Origin of the sequence: Curtobacterium sp. MCPF17_003 (genome assembly GCF_003224385.1) — a bacterium.
Taxonomy (GTDB): Bacteria; Actinomycetota; Actinomycetes; order Actinomycetales; family Microbacteriaceae; genus Curtobacterium; species Curtobacterium flaccumfaciens.
Genome location: NZ_QKLC01000001.1, coordinates 308262 through 325428 on the forward strand (window position 1 = coordinate 308262; position 17167 = coordinate 325428).

Sequence of the window (17167 nt, forward strand, 5' to 3'; positions counted from 1 at the left end):
GGGCCGTGGTGCGGACAGTGCTCAGGCGGCGGCGAGCAGGTCGGCGACGGCCGTCTCGCGGAGCAGATCCGCGCGGTCCGCAGCGGTCGAGCCCTCGTCGTCGGCGGCGTTCCGGTCGACGTCGAGCGACAGCACGACCCGGACCGTGTCGAGGTCGCCGGAGTCGACGGCCGCGATCAGCAGCGTCGCGCCCCGTGACCCGCGTGCCCTGGTGTCCGCACCCGCGGTGGCGAGGGCACGCACGATCGAGGCGTGGCCGCCCCACGCAGCGCGGACGATCGGTGTGTTGCCGTCGCCGTCACGGGCCTCCAGGTCGGCGCCCGCTGCGACCAGCACGTCGACCGCCCGTCGCGCGTCGCGGTCGATCGCCAGCGTCAGCGGCGTCCGACCCTCGGTGTCCTCCAGCTGCACGGTCGCCCCGCGGCGCAGGAGTTCCTCGAGCATCTCGGGGTGGTCGAACCACGCGGCGGCGTGCAGCGGCGCGAATCCCCAGCGGGGGTCGACGTCGTCGACGTCGCTCGCGTCGTCGGCCAGGTGCAGCCCACCGAGGTCGCCGTACGCCGCGGCCCGCACCACCTCGGTCGCCCACTCGACCCAGCCGTCCGGCACCGGGCCGTGCCAGCCGCGTGCCGGGCGCGACTCGAGGCCGGAGTACACGGGCTCGGCGACGCTCCGGATCGCCACCCGGACACCCCGGAACCGGATCGCGACCTCACCGACGGGGGAGACCAGCAGGCGGAGTTCCCAGGCGTCGTGCTCGTTCAGGTACTCGAGCTCGCCCCGGGCGACGTGCGCGTCACCGGCGAGCAGTGCTGCGGCATCGACACCCGGCGGGTCGATGACGGCGTCCCGCAGCCGGAGCGACACCCGAGCGTGGTTCCAGCGGCGCCACAGGCCGCTCGGGGTGTCGAGCACCTCGTCGTTGCGGACCACGATGTCGGCGTGCACGACGACCGGGTCGGGCACACCGTGGCCCGGCAGGTCGACGGGGGTCGTCACGTCGTCCTCGTCGGCGTCCGGGTCGACGACGGCGTCGGCGGACTCCACGACCCAGCGTTCGATCCGTGAATCGGTCCACTTGACCGTCAGGAGCGCGGCGATCGTGGGCGGGGCGTCCTCGAGCAGCCGGGTCACGTGTTCGCGCTGGCCGTCGAAGTCCTCGAGGGAGACGTAGCCAACGGAGGGCCAGTTCACTCGACTCCATCGCACGGGACGACACTACCGGGCAGCGGTCTGTCTCCCGGCTGCGGGACGGAGGAGGGCCTCGTCGCGTGCTCTCATCCAGCTCCGCAGTTCTCCACAGGTGTCAGCCTCCAGGAGCGGCGCCGTTCGGAATGTGAGATGTTGGAGCCATGCCGCCGCGGACCGTACCCCGACTTCCCGTACGGACTGCGTCGCGAGGTCCTGATCGCGCGACTGCTGGGCTCGAGGACCTGCGGCCACGGCTGGATCGAGCCCCGGGGAGCAACAGGCGGCTGGCTCCGCGAGTGAGCGGACGGTCGACGAAGCGGTGGACGAGCGGCGCCACAGCGAGCATGGCACCGACGGTGACCGTGACGACCACGAACCACGGCACCCAGTGCGCGCCGACGGCTGCGAGTGCTGCGGGCACCACCGGCGCCAGGAGTGGGTGAACGAGGTACAGCGCGTACGAGGCAGCACCGCCGGCCATCACCCAGCGGGGCACGAACCGGCCGATGCGGTCCTCCAGCCAGACCGCCGAGAACACGACAGCGGAGATCACGAGCGGGACGACGGCCGCCGAGACCTCCAGCCGTTCGGCACGCAACGAGGCCAGGGTGCCCATGCAGACCGCGATGCCACCGAGCGACAGGACGGTCAGGACCGGTCGTCGTGCTCGCCACCCGCGGGCGATGACCATCCCGGCGAGGAAGTAGAGCGTCACGTCATCGGCGTAGAACCACCATGCTGACCCGGTGGCCGGGCGCAGGAGTGACGCGGTGGCCGCGATCGTGAGGACCGGTGCGCAGAGTGCCAGCGGGTCGACGCGGATGGCCAGGGCGAGCGTCATCAGCGCGTAGAACGCCATCTCGAAGACCAACGTCCACCCGACGCCCCAGAGCGGATGGATGGCACCGGCTTCGTCGTGACCGGGGATGAACAGGTACGACGCGAGGGCCGTGGCCGGGCTGAGGGCCGAGTTGACCACCAACGAGCCGGCCAAGACCACCGCGGCGACCTTGATGGTGGTCATGAGCCAGTAGAGCGGCACGACCCGCGCGAGCCGCGCCCGGGCGAACCGGTGCCAGGACGCCGGCGCCGGACCGAGGTCGTCGCCGACGAGCACCATCACGAAACCGCTGATCGCGAAGAACAGCCAGACGCCCAGTCCGCCGATCCGGTCGAGCTGCGGGGTGTGCTCGTCGAAGCGCTCCGCCGAGTACTAGCACGCGTGGACGATCACCACGAGGGTGGCTGCGACGTACCGCAGCGCCTGGATGAGACGGAAGGGCTGCTGTCGGGATCGCATGCAGCCATTCTACATACGACATACAAACATACGCGATGATATCGGGCGCGTGCGATGGATATAGCACGTGATATACTAACGACATGACCACTCGAACCGCAGCGCGCGAGGTCGTCTACCTCGGCTGGACGGGGCACGGCAACTACGGCGACGAACTCCTCCTCGAGACCTGGCGTCTCGCCCTCGGGATCGACGCCGTTTCGCCGGTGACTCGACGGGAGCGGCTCGCCGACGTCCGGAGCGCGATCCACTCGTACCGCACCGGACGTCGTACCGAGCGGATGCTCCTCGTCGGTGGCGGGACGGTGCTCGGCTTCCAGAACTGGGCGCGGCACGTGGCAGATGCTGCTCGGGTGTACCGCGCAGACACAGTGGTCGCGCTCGGAGCGGGGGCGGCTGAGTCGACCGACACGTTCGCCCTGGGCCTGCAGGGGCACGACTGGCGGCGCTGGTCGGAGCTCCGATCGATCCTGCTCGGTGTCCGCGGTCCGCTCACGGCCGTGGAGTGCGAGCGGGCCTTGGGTCGTCCTGCTGTCGTCGGGGACCCTGCTCTGCTGTACCCGGTCGTGGCGGGCATCGAACGCGTCCACGACGCCGACGGCCCGGTCGGTGTGAGCGTCGGCGCTGATCCGGTGTCGCGGTTCGACCCGCGGTCGGTCGCAGCGGCGGTGCGCGGGATGTCCGGAGCGGACACCGAGATCGTGTTGTTCGCGCTGTCCCCGAACGACCTCGCCGCTTGTCGAGCCCTGCAGTCCGAACTGCACCGCCCGTCGCGGATCCACCGGTTCGACGGCGACGTCCGCGCAACCACCTCGCAGATCAGCCGGTGCAGTCTCATGCTCACGGAGCGACTGCACGGCGCTGTCGCCGCGGTCGGCCTGGGCGTCCCCACGGTGCCGCTCGCCTACGCCTCGAAGTGTGACGACTTCTGGCTCAGCGTCACGGGTGAACGGCCCGCGGTCGTTCCGGGCTCGACGGAGCAGCAGATCCTCGATGCTGCGACCCGGGCACTCGACCCCCTGGAGCGCTCGGCGACCCAGGCGCAGGTGAACGTGCTCCGCCAGCGCCTCGTGGTCGGGGTGCGACGGATCGCCGACTGGCGCGAGGGCGTCACCACGATCGACCAGCTCCGCGAGCCGCTCCCGTTCGAGACGGTCGAACCCGCTGGTGCCCATGGAGGTGTTGCCTGATGGAGGCTCAGGAGTACGTCCGGATCCTGCGCAAGAGCTGGCTCCTCATCACGGCGACGGCGCTGCTCGGCATCCTCAGCGGTGGTGCGCTCGCAGCTGCGTCGACACCCGCCTACACCGCGTCGACTCGTCTCTACGTCTCCGTCCGTGCGCAGGAGGGCGCCGCCAGTACGGATCTGAACCAGGGGACGAGCTTCGCGCGACAAGCGATCTCCACGTACGTCGACGTCGTGAACAGTCCGATCGTCCTCGATCGCGCCGGACGCGAGCTGGAGCCGCAGATGACGGCAGCCGAGCTCGCGCCGCTCGTCAGCGCTTCGTCCCCTGCCAACACCGTGCTCCTCGAGGTCTCCGTGACGGACACCAGCGCGAAGCGTGCGGCAGACATCGCGAACGCCGTCGGGGAGTCGTTCGCACGCGTCGTGTCCGAGGACCTCGAGAAACCGAGCGTCGGACCGTCCCTCATCGCCGTGAAGACGATCGCGCCGGCATCCGTGCCGAGCGCGCCGAGTGCTCCACGGGTCCCGCTGATGCTCGCGATCGGCCTCGCGGTGGGTCTCGTGACCGGGGTCGGGATCGCGGTGCTCCGGACGAACCTCGACACGAGGGTCAGGACCGCGGAGCAGATCGAGGCAGTCGCGCGTCGCCCCTACCTGGGTGGGATCTTCGTCGATCCGGACGCCCAGAAGCGTCCCCTCATCGTCCACGCCGACCCACGGAGTCCGCGGTCGGAAGCCTTCCGTCGACTCCGGACGAGTCTGCAGTTCGTCGGTCTCGGCGACGCTGGCCGCTCGTTCGTGGTGACCAGTTCCGGGCCGGGCGAGGGCAAGAGCTACGTCGCGGCGAACCTGGCCATCGCCCTTGCTGAGACCGGAGCGAGTGTCGTACTCGTCGATGCGGACCTCCGGCGCCCCCGTGTGGCGGACTACCTCGGCATCGAGGGGAACGCCGGGCTGACGGACCTGCTCATCGGACGTGCGGAGATCGCCGACGTCCTGCAGCCGTGGGGTGAGCAAGCGCTCTCGGTGCTCCCGTCCGGACGCATCCCCCCGAACCCGAGCGAGATGCTCGGCTCCGCTGCGATGCGTGCAACCGTGGAACACCTGGAGCGCAACTTCGACTACGTCGTGATCGATGCGCCTCCGGTCCTGCTGGTCGCCGATGCCGCCGTGCTCAGCGCGGTCGCCGGCATCCTCTTCGTGGCCGCCGCCGGCAAGGTCCGCAAGGCGGATGTCGTCGCGGCACTCCGGGCGCTCGATGCGGTCAAGGCGGCCACGTTCGGAGTGGTCGGCCAGATGCTGCCGATACGCGGTGCCGGTGGCGGGTCCTACGGCAAGTACGCCTACTACGACGGCGACACCCCGGCCATCGAGCCGGCGCCCGAGGAGCGGCGCAGCCGGCGCGGTCTGACCACATGACCCACGGTGTCGGCTCGACCGTCGCGCGCCCGGTCGCCGCCGCCCTCACCGACCCCGAACCCTCTCGGAGCTGAACTTGTCAATCCTCGTCACCGGCGGCGCCGGGTACATCGGCTCGCACGTGGTGCGCCTCCTCGAGGAGCGAGGCGAGTCGGTCGTCGTGGTCGACGACTTCTCGAGCGGCCTCAGGTCGCGGGTCGAAGCCGTCGTCATCCAACTCGACCTCGCGGCCGCCGATGCCACGTCAGCACTCATCGACGTCATGCACGAACACGACGTGTCCTCGGTCATCCACCTCGCGGCCCTCAAGGACGTCGCGGAATCGGTCGCCGAGCCGGAGCGCTACTACAGCGTCAACGTCGGAGGGCTCGGGCACCTGCTCGAGGCGATGCGGTCTGTCGGGGTCACTCGGATCGTCTTCTCGTCCTCGGCTGCCGTGTACGGCGCTGTGCAGGACCTCGTCGTCACCGAGCGGACCCCGTGTTCGCCGATCAATCCGTACGGGCAGACGAAGCTGATCGGTGAGTGGATGCTCGACGCAGCGCACGACGCCTGGGGTCTGCGGGCGATCTCGCTGCGCTACTTCAACGTCGCCGGTGCCGGCTGGGACGACCTCGCGGACACGGCTGCCAAGAACCTCATCCCGATCGTGGTGGATCGGATCCGTCGCGGTGAGCCACCGGTCGTCTACGGCGACGACCACGACACCCCCGACGGCACCTGCATCCGCGACTACATCCACGTCGCAGACCTCGCACGGGCGCACCTCGCCGCGGTCGACACGCTCCGCGACGCCAGCGACTTCGCCGGGCCGGTCAACATCGGCACGGGCAAGGGGGCGTCCGTCCGAGAGGTCGTCGCCGAGGTGAGCAGCGCCCTCGGGCGGCCGAGCACCCTGCGGATCGCCGAAGCCCGTGCTGGCGATCCCGCCGCGGTCGTCGCGGACCCGTCCGTCGCGGCCGATCAACTCGGCTGGCGGGCTCGTCACGGTCTCGACGCGATCGTCCGTTCCGCCCTCGGAGCAGTCCACTCCTGACGCACGATGGGTGCGACCGTCGCGTTCTCGGCTCGGGGCCCTTCAGAGTCGCCGCGACACGGGCGCCCAGCGGAGCGCGGCATGGAGAGCAGGGACGACGACCCACGGCGTGGTCGCGGCGATCAGCCGCACGGGTACCGCGATGTCCGACGGCACGGCGATGAGGATGCCGAGCGAACACGCGAGCGTGATGACCCGCACAGTCGTGAGCTCGGCGTTCGACCGGCGGTAGCGCTGAAACGTCGAGAACACGGTGCTGGTCCACAGTGCTGACACCAGGAGACAACCGACGACGCTGAACGGGACTGCGTCGGAGAGCGCGGTCACGTGGACGGCGCTCAGGACGAACGGCACGACCGCAGCCGCCGTCGTGCCCCAGAGCACAGCGGCCACGATCGCGCTCGCAGCGATCGTTGCGGGGAAGGCGAGCGACCGCATCCGTGCGCGGAAGGACGACGGCGCAGCCTGAGTGGGATTCCGGTGATCGGCCGATCGTTCCTCGACCGCGCGGCCTCGCATCGAGCGGATGACGGTCGGGGAGAGTCCTGTCTGCAGCATCTGGAACGGCCCCGCGATGAGGGTGGTGCAGCTCCGGAACGCGCCGGCCACGGCGAGTGACGTCGATGCGCCGAGCGCGATCACCACCGCGCTCATCGTGGTGCCGATCAGGACACCGTCGAGCGCGAGGAACGGGATGTCCCGCCGGTACTCATCGAGGAACACCCGAACGCTCCACGACCGGGTCGGGCGTCCTCGCAGTGCGAGTCCTGCGGCACCCGCTCCGTACGCGATCGTCATCGCCACCGGCAGCGCCACCGACGCGTCGACGCCGGGCAACAGCCCGATCGCACAGAATCCGGCCAGGACCACCATGACCACGGCGTCGGTGGAGACGACGCGACCGTAGCGGACTGCCGACATCTCGACCGATCGTGTCGTGTCGTACAGGGCGTACGTGACGAGTGCCACTGCGAGCGCGAGTCCGGATGCGGCGGTCGCGAGACCGAGGCCGACGACCGCGATCGTGATCGACGCGGGAACAGCTGCGGCGAGGGTGAGCAGCACCGCAGCACGGCGTGCCGCTCGAGACCGTTCCGGGTCGCCTGACAGGTAGATGACGACGGGTAGTGCTCCGAACCCGCGCACGAAGCCGGCCGCCACGAAGAACACGGAGAGCAGAACGGCGAAACGGCCCCATCCGTCGGGAGTCAGGCGGACGGTGCCGACGATCGTGATGCCCATCTGGCCCAGGCTCAGCATCGCCTGAGCGGCGAAGGGGAGCGCGAGTCGGCCGAGTCGCTGCATGTTCGCGCTCCTCTCATTATGGATGTCACGTGTTAGTATATCACCGACCCGTGAGTGACCGACCTGATGAGTGAAGGACCGAGATGCTGACATTTGCCGAGTTCGAGCGAACGGAGATCGCGGGCGTGCCGATCATCGTCGCGACCCGTGATGAAGCGATCGAACAGATCGCGGCGGTCGCGCAGAGCGGTGGTGCCGGTGACGTTCACCTGGCGAACTCGTACGTGATCTCCCTCACCGCGCAGGACGAGGACTACCATCGGCTCATCGCCTCCGGGGCTGCCGTCTACCCAGACGGCAAGCCCCTCACGTGGGTGTCGAGAGTGCTCCCGGGCCGCGCGCTGTCGCAGGTCAGGGGCCCGTCGCTGTTCCCGGACATGATGGACCGGGGGCGGAGCCGGGGACTCCGGCACTTCTTGCTCGGCAACACGGACGAGGTGCTGGCGTCCCTCCGCGCCGAACTCGAGCGGCGGTACCCGGGCGTCTCGATCGTCGGGATGCACCGCTCGTACTTCCGGCCACTGACCGACGACGAGCTCGCCGCTCAGGACGCCGAAATCGTCGCCGCTGATCCGGACATCATCTGGGTCGGCCTCGGAACACCGCTGCAGGACGTCGAGACGCGACGGATCGCCGAACACCTCGGGAAAGTCGCGATCGGGGTCGGGGTGGCGTTCGACTTCATCGCGGGGACGAAGCCAGTGGCTCCGCAGTGGATGACCCGTGTCGGGCTGGAGTGGGTCTTCCGGCTCGCGAGCGAACCGCGCCGTCTCTGGAAGCGTTACCTCATCGGGAACTTCGTGTTCCTCCGCGCGGCCCTGCGGCGACGCCGATGACCGGCAGACGCGTGGCGGTCGTCAGCCAGGTTCCTCCGCCCGTGCACGGCCAGACCGTGATGACCCTCCGTTTCCTCGACGTGCTCGAGCGGCTGGGGCGACCGTCACGACTCGTCGACCGTCGGTTCAGTGCGACGGTCGCCGAGGTCGGTGTGCCTTCGCTGCGCAAGGTGGTCGCGGTGGTCGGACTGCTCACCCGTGTCGTCTGGACCAGCGTCCGTTTCCGGCCCGAGGCGGTCGTGGTGTTCGTCACCACCCGGGGCGGATCGTTCCTCGTCGACTGGGCCGTGTCCGAGCTCCTGCGGCTCTTCCGGAGTTCTCTGGTGCTCTACGTGCATTCGGTCGGCTTCGAGGACCTCCGTCGTCGAGGCCGGTTGTGGGCGTGGTGTGTCGATCGTCTCCTCGGCTCGAGCGACCGGATCGTCACACTCGGTCCGTCCCTGCTCGCAGACCTGCCTGGCCGCGCTGCACTTTGTCTCGCCAACACGCCGGGCCCGGTGCCGTCTGTGACCACCGACGCCGATCCGTGCAGCGTCCTCTTCCTGTCGAACCTCATCCCTGGCAAGGGTGCCGAGGACTTCGTGCGGATCGCCGGACTCCTCCTTCGTCGCACCGGGACCGAGCGCTGGCGTTTCACACTGGCGGGTTCGCCCGCCGATGCAGACGTCGTCGCAGCGGTCGAACGCGAACTGGTCGATGCCGACGTGGCGGCACGTGTCGCGGTCGTGGGCGCGCTCGGCGCGCCCGAGAAGTGGCAAGCGTTGGCGGTGTCGACGTGTCTTGCCTTCACGTCGTCGCTCGAAGAGGCGCAGCCGTTGACGATCGTCGAGGCGTTCGCGAGCGGCACGCCTGTGGTCGCGTACCGCACCGGCGGTGTTCCAGACCTCATCGAGCACGGTGTCAACGGCTTCCTCGTCGACGTCGGCGACGAGGATGCGTTCGCCGATGCCCTCGAGTCCCTGATCAGAGACCCTGCACTCCGCGGACGACTGTCCGCTGGCGCCTCGCGGACCTTCTCGGCGCGTCTGTCCGAGCTCGCCTACACGGACGCCTGGCGACACGTCCTCGACGAGAGCGCCCGATGAGCGTCCATCCCGCCACGACGTTCCTTCCGAGCCGTCGATCGTTCCGAGGACACCGCTGGCGAGCCCCGGCCCTGCCCTGGCTCACCTGGGTGGCGGTGACGATGGCGATCGTGATCGACACGAGTGGCCGTGTCGGTCTGGGGCCGGTGAGCCTCTCCGCGTTCATCTCGCTCGGTGTCATGGCGGTGCTCATCGCGCTGGCCCCGCTCGTCGTGGGAGCGGGACTCGCAACCGTCCCCTTGCCGTTGCTCCTGTTCTACGGCTTCGTCGTCGTCCGTCTCGTCTTCGCTCCCAACCCCGACGGGCTCCAGAACGCAGCGATCCTCACCATGTTCACCTTCGGCATCGCGTTCTCTGCGCGGTCGGCGAGGGTGGAGATCGCCGGCGCGACGCTCCGGGTGTTCGCCGGTGTCGGTGTCCTGGTCGCCGTCCTGTTCGCCGTCGGCAGTGTGTCGGGTGCGGACGTCTACATGACCCGTGCATTCGCCCTCACTGCTCTCGTGCTGCTGTCCGCTGCGGTGGTGCTGCCACCGGCAGACCTCCTCGCCCGTGCCGCTCCGTTCGTGATCGTCGGGGCCATCGTGCTCAGCCTGTCCCGGACGGCGTCCGCGATCAGCATCCTCATGTTGGTGGGACTCGTCGTCCGGCTCCGCCGAGGACACCGGATCCTGCTCGCCTGCGGCGCGGTGACCGGCGTCGCGCTCGCCACCTGGGCGCTCCTGTCGACGTTCGCACCGTTGCGCGATCGCTTCCTCGTCGGTGACAACGCGGTCGAGGTCGGTGGCCTCGCGATCAACACCTCCGGCCGTTCGGCGCTCTGGGAAGCAGTCAGCCAGAACGCGATGCACGCGCCCTTCCTCGGCCATGGCCCGGGGTCGGCGGTCGTCTTCGTGACGGAACGGTTCGGTGGGATCACACAGCCGCACAACGAGTACCTCCGCGTCCTGCACGACGAGGGGCTCGTCGGACTGGTCCCGTTCGTCCTGGGCTGTCTGCTCGTGCTCATCCGTGTCGTCAAGCGGATCGCACGGACGGACCAGCCGATCCACTGGGCCGCGCTGTTCGCTCTAACGGCGACACTCGCTGCCGCCGCCACGGACAACGTCCTCGTCTACCCGTTCGTCCTGCTTCCCGCCGCGGTGCTCATCGGGCTGTCACTCGGCCTCCCCGTCGATCTCTCGGCAGGATCGAAGACGACAGGAAAACGCACACGAGCGCGTCGGGACAGAGCGGACGAACTCACCGGGGTGCTGCGATGAGTGGTCGACCAGACATCGCAGCCGTGATGAGCGCGTACAACGCCGTCGACACGATCGTCCCCGCCGTGCGCTCGCTCCTCGACCAGACCGAGGTCGCCTTGGAGGTCGTCGTGTTCGACGACGGATCGACGGACGGGACCGATCTCGCGCTGAGATCACTCGTCGATCCGAGGCTCCGCGTGCTCCGATCCCCGCACAACGTCGGTCGATCGATCGGACGCGAGCGCGCCATCCGAGCGACGACCGCAGCGGTGATCGCGATCGCAGACGCAGACGACGTCGCGCTCCCCGGAAGGCTCGCGGCGCACGTCCGTCAGCTTCGGGAGAACCCTGCCGCGGTCGCGACCTTCGGCAGGCTCGTCGAGCAGCGCGGCACGCGGACGATCCTCGCCGATCGGTTCCCGCACGACTCCGTCGCCGTCGACGCGATGTTCGAACGCGGTCAGATGCCGGTCGCGCACCCGGCGAGTGCGTTCCGTCGCGAGTGGTACCTCGACACCGGCGGGTACGACCCAGAGATCCGCTGGTGCGAGGACTACGACCTGTTCGCACGCGGATGGCGCCCCGGAGCCGTCGTCCCCGACCCCACGTCCGTCGTGCTCTACGCGTCCCCTGGCGCCGTCCGGTCGTGGCGCTACTGGTGGGAGAACGAGCGGCACCGTCGTGCGATCACCGCCCGTGTCCTCGCGGCCGGCCGTTCTCGAGCCGGTGCGACTCCCATCGCGCCCTACCTCCGTGCTACCAGCGCCCCACCACGTCGCGCCGTCGAGGTGCTCCGGTACGTCGCCGTGTCAGCACGCGATGCCGTCCGTGAACGTCGGCGTCTCCACCGTTCCACCGAAGAAGAAAGCGGAAACAGATGAACACCACCAACACTGTCCTCGTCACCGGGGGCGCCGGCTTCATCGGCTGCGCACTCTCTGAGCGGCTTGCGAGCAGATTCGCCCGCTGGGTCGTCGTCGACTCGCTGCATCCGCAGGTCCATCCCGAGCGGGTGCGACCGGTCGGACTCCATGCTTCCGCAGAACTCGTGGTGGGTGACATCACGAGGAGCGAGGTCTGGGACGATGTGCTCTCGGACGTCCGCCCCGAGATCGTGATCCACCTCGCGGCAGAGACCGGAACAGCGCAGTCGCTCGACGAGGCGTCGCGACACGCTGAGGTGAACGTCGTCGGAACCACCCGCATGCTCGACGGGTTCGGCCGTCACGGCGTCGTCCCCGAGCGGATCCTCCTCAGCAGCAGTCGCGCGGTGTACGGGGAGGGGCGCTGGATGTCCGAGGCCGGTGACGTCCAGTACCCGGGCCAGCGCAGCCACGCGCAGCTCGAGCGTGGGGCGTGGAACTTCGACGGACTGTCACCGCTCCCCGCCCGCGCCGATGACAACGTCCCGCATCCGACCAGCGTCTACGGCTCGACCAAGCTGTCGCAGGAGCAGATCCTCGCGGCCTGGGTCGGCGCGCGGGACACGGCGTTGACCGTCCTGCGCCTGCAGAACGTCTTCGGGCCCGGGCAGTCCCTGACGAACAGCTACACCGGCATCGTCTCGCTGTTCTCCCAGCTCGCCCGTGCCGGGCAGAGCATCCCGATCTACGAGGACGGCGAGATCACCCGTGACTTCGTGTTCATCGACGACATCGCCGACGCCTTCGTGGCGGCGCTCGGGATGACTCGCTCGGTCGGGACCACGACGTTCGACATCGGGTCCGGCGTCCCGTCGACGATCAACGACCTCGCTCGGACGATCGCTCAGCACCACGGAGCGCCCGCTCCGCACGTCACCGGGGCGTTCCGTGACGGCGACGTCCGGTTCGCGGCGTGTGACGTCGCTCCGACGGTGGCCGCGATCGACTGGGAGCCGCAGTGGAACCTGGACGCCGGCGTCGTGCGCCTGCAGGACTGGATCGACGGCCAACTCGGAACCGCAGCCGAGGCACTCCTGGCCAGCTGAGGTTTCTGCGCAGGAAGCCCCGGCTGCTCCGTGTGGAGTGGCCGGGGCTTCCTGCTGCCCCTGGGAGGTCGGCAGGGGGGAGGCGACGCCGATGCCACTCCGTGCGATGGATCAGTTCGACGGCGATCCTGAGCGAACGACGATGCCCCGGCTGCTCGGGATGAGCAGCCGGGGCATCGTCGTTGTGCGGGGGCGTTGCACGCTCGCGTGCGCGCTACTCCGCAGTGATCTCGTTCTGCGCGCCCTTGTCGTCGACCGTGGGCGTGTTCCCGGCCTTGACCACGTTGCCGTTCGAGCCGGCGCCGATGGTCACCGACCCGACCGACTTCGCGTGGACCGAGTTGATGGCACCCGCGATCGACACGTGCTCAACGGCTCCCGTCACGGTGACGAGTGAATTGGAAGCGGAGATCTCGAGGTTCGTGCAGTCGCCCTTCACGGTGAGCTCGGCGCTGTCGTCGGTGACCTTCGCAGTCCCGTCCTTGCATGCGACGTCCTTCTTGACCGCGGGCCCGGCGGGCGACGTGGCTGACGGGGTGGAGCTGGGCTTCGCGGTGTTCGTCTCTGCCGCCGAGCAGCCCGCGAGGGTGGCGAGGGCGAGTGCTGCGGTGGCGATGGTGATCGGCTTGATGAACTGCATGAGGGGATCCTGACGTCGAAGGCGTTGTGTGGATGGAAGGGTCGAGGCCCAGGTCGCGGTGAGCGAGCCTGGGCCTCGACGAGCGCTCCGGATTCGGAGTGCTCAGCTCACCGTGAAGGAGAACCGCGCGGTCGTGTCCGCCCCAGGCAGGGACTGCAGCACGGTGCCCGAGTAGCTGCCGGGTGCCAGCGTCACGGTCGACGTCAGCGTCCAGGTGCCGTCGTCCTTGACCGATCCCTCGGCCAGGGTGGTGCCGCCGGAGCCCTTGATGACCAGGGGAGCCTTGGGCGTGCCCTTGCCGGAGAACACCGGCGTGCCGTTGGTCAGACTCGCGCCGATCGCCGGGCTCTCCAGCGTCACCGCAGTGAACTCGATGCGGAACTGGAACGGGGCGGTGGTCACCTTGCCGTCAGCGACCTGTCGAACGGTCCCGGAGTAGGAACCGGCTCCGAGAGCGATCGTCGAGGTGACGTCGAAGCGGCCATCGCTGCGCACCTTGCCCGATGCGAGCTGCGTCCCGGAAGCACCGGTGACGGTGATGTCGGCGTTCGGGGTCCCGGTGCCGCTGAAGACCGGGTTCGGGGTGGTGACCACCGCGTCCTGGCCGGGAGCGGTCAGCGAGACGGGGATCATCGGTGCGACGATCGTGAACCGGAATTCCGCCGAGGTGGTCTTGCCGTTCACGGTCTGCCATGCCTTGCCGGCGTAGCTGCCCCGAGCGAGGGTGACGGTGGAGGGAGCTTCCCAGGTGCCGTCGGCCTTGACCGTCGTGGTGGCGAGGGTCGTGCCGTAGGTGCCCTTGACCTCGATGGCCGCGCCGGCCTGGCCCGTACCGGTGAACACGGGGTTGGTGTCCGTGACCTCAGCGCCGATCGCCGGGGTTTCCAGCGCCACCGGGGCGATGTTCTGCACGACGGTGAACCGGAAGGCCGCCGAGGTGGTCTTGCCGTTGACGGTCTGCCATGCCTTGCCGGCGTACTCGCCGTTGGCGAGCGCAACCGCCGAGGGGACCGACCAGGTGCCGTCGGCCTTGACCGTCGTGGTGGCGAGGGTCGTGCCGTAGGTGCCCTTGACCTCGATGGCCGCGCCGGCCTGGCCCGTACCGGTGAACACGGGGTTGGTGTCCGTGACCTCAGCGCCGATCGCCGGGGTTTCCAGCGCCACCGGGGCGATGTTCTGCACGACGGTGAACCGGAAGGCCGCCGAGGTGGTCTTGCCGTTGACGGTCTGCCATGCCTTGCCGGCGTACTCGCCGTTGGCGAGCGCAACCGCCGAGGGGACCGACCAGGTGCCGTCGGCCTTGACCGTCGTGGTGGCGAGGGTCGTGCCGTAGGTGCCCTTGACCTCGATGGTCGCGCCGGCCTGGCCCGTACCGGTGAACACGGGGTTGGTGTCCGTGACCTCAGCGCCGACCGCCGGGGTTTCCAGCGTCACCGGGGCGATGTTCTGGCCGACGGTGAACTTGAACGGTGCCGTGGTGGTCGTGCCGGTGACGGTCTGGGATGCCGTTCCGGCGTAGCTGCCGATCGCGAGCGCAACCGCCGAGGGGACCGACCAGGTGCCGTCCGCCTTGACCGTGGTCGAGGCGAGGACGGTGCCGTAGGTGCCCCGCACGACGACGGTTGCTCCGACGGTGCCGCGGCCTTCGAACACCGGGTTCGGCGTTGAGACGTCCGAGTCGATCGCGGGAGCGGTCAACGTGACCGGGACCATCGCCTTGACGACGAAGTTGATCGGTGCGCTCGTGCTCTCACCCTTGAGCGGTGTCTGGACCGCGGTGAGCATGTAGCTGCCGTCGACGAGGTCGAAACCGGCCGGGACGCTCCACTTGCCGTCCTTGACGGTGGTGGTCGCGACGACCCTGCCGGTCGCGCCCTTGATCTCGATCGTGGCGCCTTCGTCACCCGTGCCGGAGAACACCGGACGCTTGTCGGTCACGTTCGACCCGTTCGCCGGAGTCTCCACGACAATCGGAGCGACCGGGTTCGCGGCCTCACCGATCGTGGTCTTCGTGGTGGAGGTGGTGTCGAAGGAGCCTTCGACAGCGGTCCCGACGAGCTTGGTCGTCATCGCCGAGGTCGCCTCGGGCGCGTCAGCCGGGGTCTCGATGTCGATGCCCCAGCGCAGCAGGGACGCGTCCGGCAGCGTCCACGTGGACGTGGTCGGCTTGAACGTGTAGGTGTAGGTCTTGCCGTCCATGGACAGGTCACCGTTGGTGAGGGTCAGGGAACGGTTCGTCCAGCCCTCGCCGGGCTTCTGGTAGCTGCCCTGGATGGTGTCCTGGCCCTCGGCGAAGACGGTGCCCTCGGGAGCGGTGAAGGTGACCTTCGCATCCGGTCGGGACACATCGCCCTGGGTCTGGAACTGCGCCTGGACCTTCGTGGTGGCGTCGCGCTCGAGCGTGACGGCGGGGCCGTCCTGCCCGACGATCGCGGACGCGTTGATCGTGACCTCGAGGATCTTGTCGTCGATGTCCTTGTTGTCGATCATCTGCACGACGCGGAGGGAGTTGTCGCCGTCCTTCAGGCCCGTGACGGTCATGGTCCAGGACCCGTCGGCGGCGACCCGGACCGGGACGCCGGTGCCGGGGATGTAGACGAACGCGCCGGGCGTTGCGGTGCCGGAGATGACCGCGGACTTGCCGGCCTGGTTCACCGAGTCCACCTTCGCCGTCAACGGCTGCTCCGTGACCTCGATGTGGGTCGAGGTCGCTGCGGCCGCGCGGAACGTGCCGACCGAGCTGGTGCCGTTGAAGACGAAGCCCATCTTGTCGGTTCCACCACGCGTGGCTTCGGGGACGTTGACCTTCATCATGAAGCGGTACTGCTGACCCGCGGGACGGGTTCCTGCCCAGTCGGCATCGAACGTGATCGTCTTCCCGGCGTCCGAGAGACGACCATCGGTCAGCGGGATCGTCGTCGAAGCGGACCATTCCTCGGCCCCGACGGCGCGGTACGCGCCCTGGACCGTGGACTGCGCATCGAACGTAGCGCCCTCCGGCGCGGTGAGCGTGACCGTGCCGTCGACGTTTTCACGTGCCTCGTTGTTCTGCACCACCATCGGCACGTCCGTGGTCGTACCGCGGGCGAGCTCGATCGGGCCCTGGTCGACGCCGACGAGCGTGCCGCCCTCGACCAGGTTGACCGTGACGTCCTTGCGGTCGTGCTCGACGTTGTTGATCTTCTGGATCGCGGTCAGCGTGTTCGTCCCGTTCGCGAGCCCCGAGACGGTCATCGACCAGGTCCCGTCGCTCGCGACCGTGACGCTCTGGCTGCCGATCGTCACCGTCGCACCCGGTGTCGCCGTGCCGGAGAGGACCGCCGACTTGGCGGAGTAGTCCACGGACGTGACTGTTGCAGACAGCGCTGCGGTTGCATCCGCGAGGTCGCCACGCAGGACGGCGTCGGCGTAGTGCTCTGCTGTGAGGTGGGTGATCGACATAAAGCCGCTATCACCCGGGTCGGAGGCCCCGATCGTGTAAGTGGACCCGACCGGACGGAGTCCCGGGCCAGAAACGAACTGATTGTAGACGTTGGTCCACTCCCAGTCCTGGTTCGCAGCTCCAGTGCAGGCACGTCCGAGAACGACGCTGCCGACCGACAAACTTGACGGCTGCAAGCACAAGTCCGCGGCAGATCCAGTACCTCGGATCGGGCCACGATTTCCAGCTGCAGGGAAGGTATATGTACCCGCGGATGACTGTGCGGTTGCCTTCGATTGGCTCCACACCCTGCCAGGAGCAGCGTTCAAGGTCGGAGCCGCGACGCCCACGAATGCCCTGGGGTCTGTCGACCCCGTCCGATTCAGCTGAACGAACTTGCCGATGAGTCGATCACTCGCCTGTGTTTCTGCACTGGACGGTTCGGGAGCGGCAGTGGCGGAAGCGGCAGGGGCGCCGAACGACAAACCAGAGACGATGGTGGCTGCGGCCAGCCCGGCCGCGCCCATGGACTTGA

13 protein-coding genes are annotated in these 17167 nt (G+C 69.0%); 8 read left to right on the plus strand and 5 right to left on the minus strand.

Going from position 1 to position 17167, the window contains the following annotated elements; genetic code table 11:
* Positions 1-21 precede the first annotated feature (21 nt).
* Both DEJ30_RS01500 and DEJ30_RS01505 read right to left on the minus strand, forming a co-directional pair.
* Complete coding sequence (locus DEJ30_RS01500; protein ID WP_110858729.1) at positions 22-1209, minus strand: ankyrin repeat domain-containing protein; 1188 nt, start codon at positions 1207-1209, stop codon at positions 22-24.
* Positions 1210-1306: 97 nt separating this feature from the next.
* Positions 1307-2359 carry an acyltransferase gene (locus tag DEJ30_RS01505; RefSeq protein ID WP_110858730.1) on the minus strand — a complete coding sequence of 351 codons (1053 nt, stop codon included), beginning with the start codon at positions 2357-2359 and terminating at the stop codon, positions 1307-1309.
* Between the two features lie 215 nt (positions 2360-2574).
* On the opposite strand from DEJ30_RS01505, the gene DEJ30_RS01510 reads away from it, so the two are divergent.
* The 3 genes from DEJ30_RS01510 (at position 2575) to galE (ending at position 6135) form a co-directional block, all read left to right on the plus strand.
* Positions 2575-3681, plus strand: a complete 1107-nt coding sequence (locus DEJ30_RS01510) for a polysaccharide pyruvyl transferase family protein (protein ID WP_110858731.1) — start codon at positions 2575-2577, stop codon at positions 3679-3681.
* On the plus strand, positions 3681-5099 hold the full coding sequence (locus DEJ30_RS01515; protein WP_110858732.1) for a polysaccharide biosynthesis tyrosine autokinase: 1419 nt from the start codon (positions 3681-3683) through the stop codon (positions 5097-5099). Before DEJ30_RS01510 ends, DEJ30_RS01515 begins: the two co-directional genes overlap by 1 nt.
* Before the next feature lie 76 nt (positions 5100-5175).
* Positions 5176-6135, plus strand: coding sequence for a UDP-glucose 4-epimerase GalE (gene galE, locus DEJ30_RS01520; RefSeq protein WP_110858733.1), 960 nt, complete (start codon positions 5176-5178; stop codon positions 6133-6135).
* 42 nt (positions 6136-6177) lie between these two features.
* Here the strand turns inward: galE and DEJ30_RS01525 are convergent, their stop codons facing one another.
* Entirely contained in the window at positions 6178-7440 is a 1263-nt protein-coding gene (locus DEJ30_RS01525) for a hypothetical protein (RefSeq protein WP_110858734.1), read from the minus strand.
* 83 nt (positions 7441-7523) lie between these two features.
* On the opposite strand from DEJ30_RS01525, the gene DEJ30_RS01530 reads away from it, so the two are divergent.
* The 5 genes from DEJ30_RS01530 to DEJ30_RS01550 are packed head-to-tail and all read left to right on the plus strand — an operon-like array spanning position 7524 to position 12571.
* Positions 7524-8276, plus strand: coding sequence for a WecB/TagA/CpsF family glycosyltransferase (locus DEJ30_RS01530; RefSeq protein ID WP_110858735.1), 753 nt, complete (start codon positions 7524-7526; stop codon positions 8274-8276).
* A 41-nt stretch (positions 8277-8317) separates the two neighbouring features.
* Entirely contained in the window at positions 8318-9361 is a 1044-nt protein-coding gene (locus DEJ30_RS01535; RefSeq protein WP_181419947.1) for a glycosyltransferase family 4 protein, read from the plus strand.
* Entirely contained in the window at positions 9358-10620 is a 1263-nt protein-coding gene (locus DEJ30_RS01540) for an O-antigen ligase family protein (RefSeq protein ID WP_110858737.1), read from the plus strand. The genes DEJ30_RS01535 and DEJ30_RS01540 overlap by 4 nt, the downstream gene beginning before the upstream one ends.
* Positions 10617-11483, plus strand: a complete 867-nt coding sequence (locus DEJ30_RS01545) for a glycosyltransferase family 2 protein (RefSeq protein ID WP_110858738.1) — start codon at positions 10617-10619, stop codon at positions 11481-11483. The genes DEJ30_RS01540 and DEJ30_RS01545 overlap by 4 nt, the downstream gene beginning before the upstream one ends.
* Positions 11480-12571: an NAD(P)-dependent oxidoreductase gene (locus DEJ30_RS01550; protein ID WP_110858739.1), complete on the plus strand. Its 1092-nt coding sequence runs from the start codon at positions 11480-11482 to the stop codon at positions 12569-12571. Before DEJ30_RS01545 ends, DEJ30_RS01550 begins: the two co-directional genes overlap by 4 nt.
* 214 nt (positions 12572-12785) lie before the next feature.
* Here the strand turns inward: DEJ30_RS01550 and DEJ30_RS01555 are convergent, their stop codons facing one another.
* Positions 12786-13211 carry a DUF3060 domain-containing protein gene (locus DEJ30_RS01555; RefSeq protein WP_110858740.1) on the minus strand — a complete coding sequence of 142 codons (426 nt, stop codon included), beginning with the start codon at positions 13209-13211 and terminating at the stop codon, positions 12786-12788.
* Positions 13212-13313: 102 nt separating this feature from the next.
* Positions 13314-16553, minus strand: a complete 3240-nt coding sequence (locus DEJ30_RS01560; RefSeq protein WP_181419948.1) for an Ig-like domain-containing protein — start codon at positions 16551-16553, stop codon at positions 13314-13316.
* Between the last annotated feature and the right edge of the window lie 614 nt (positions 16554-17167).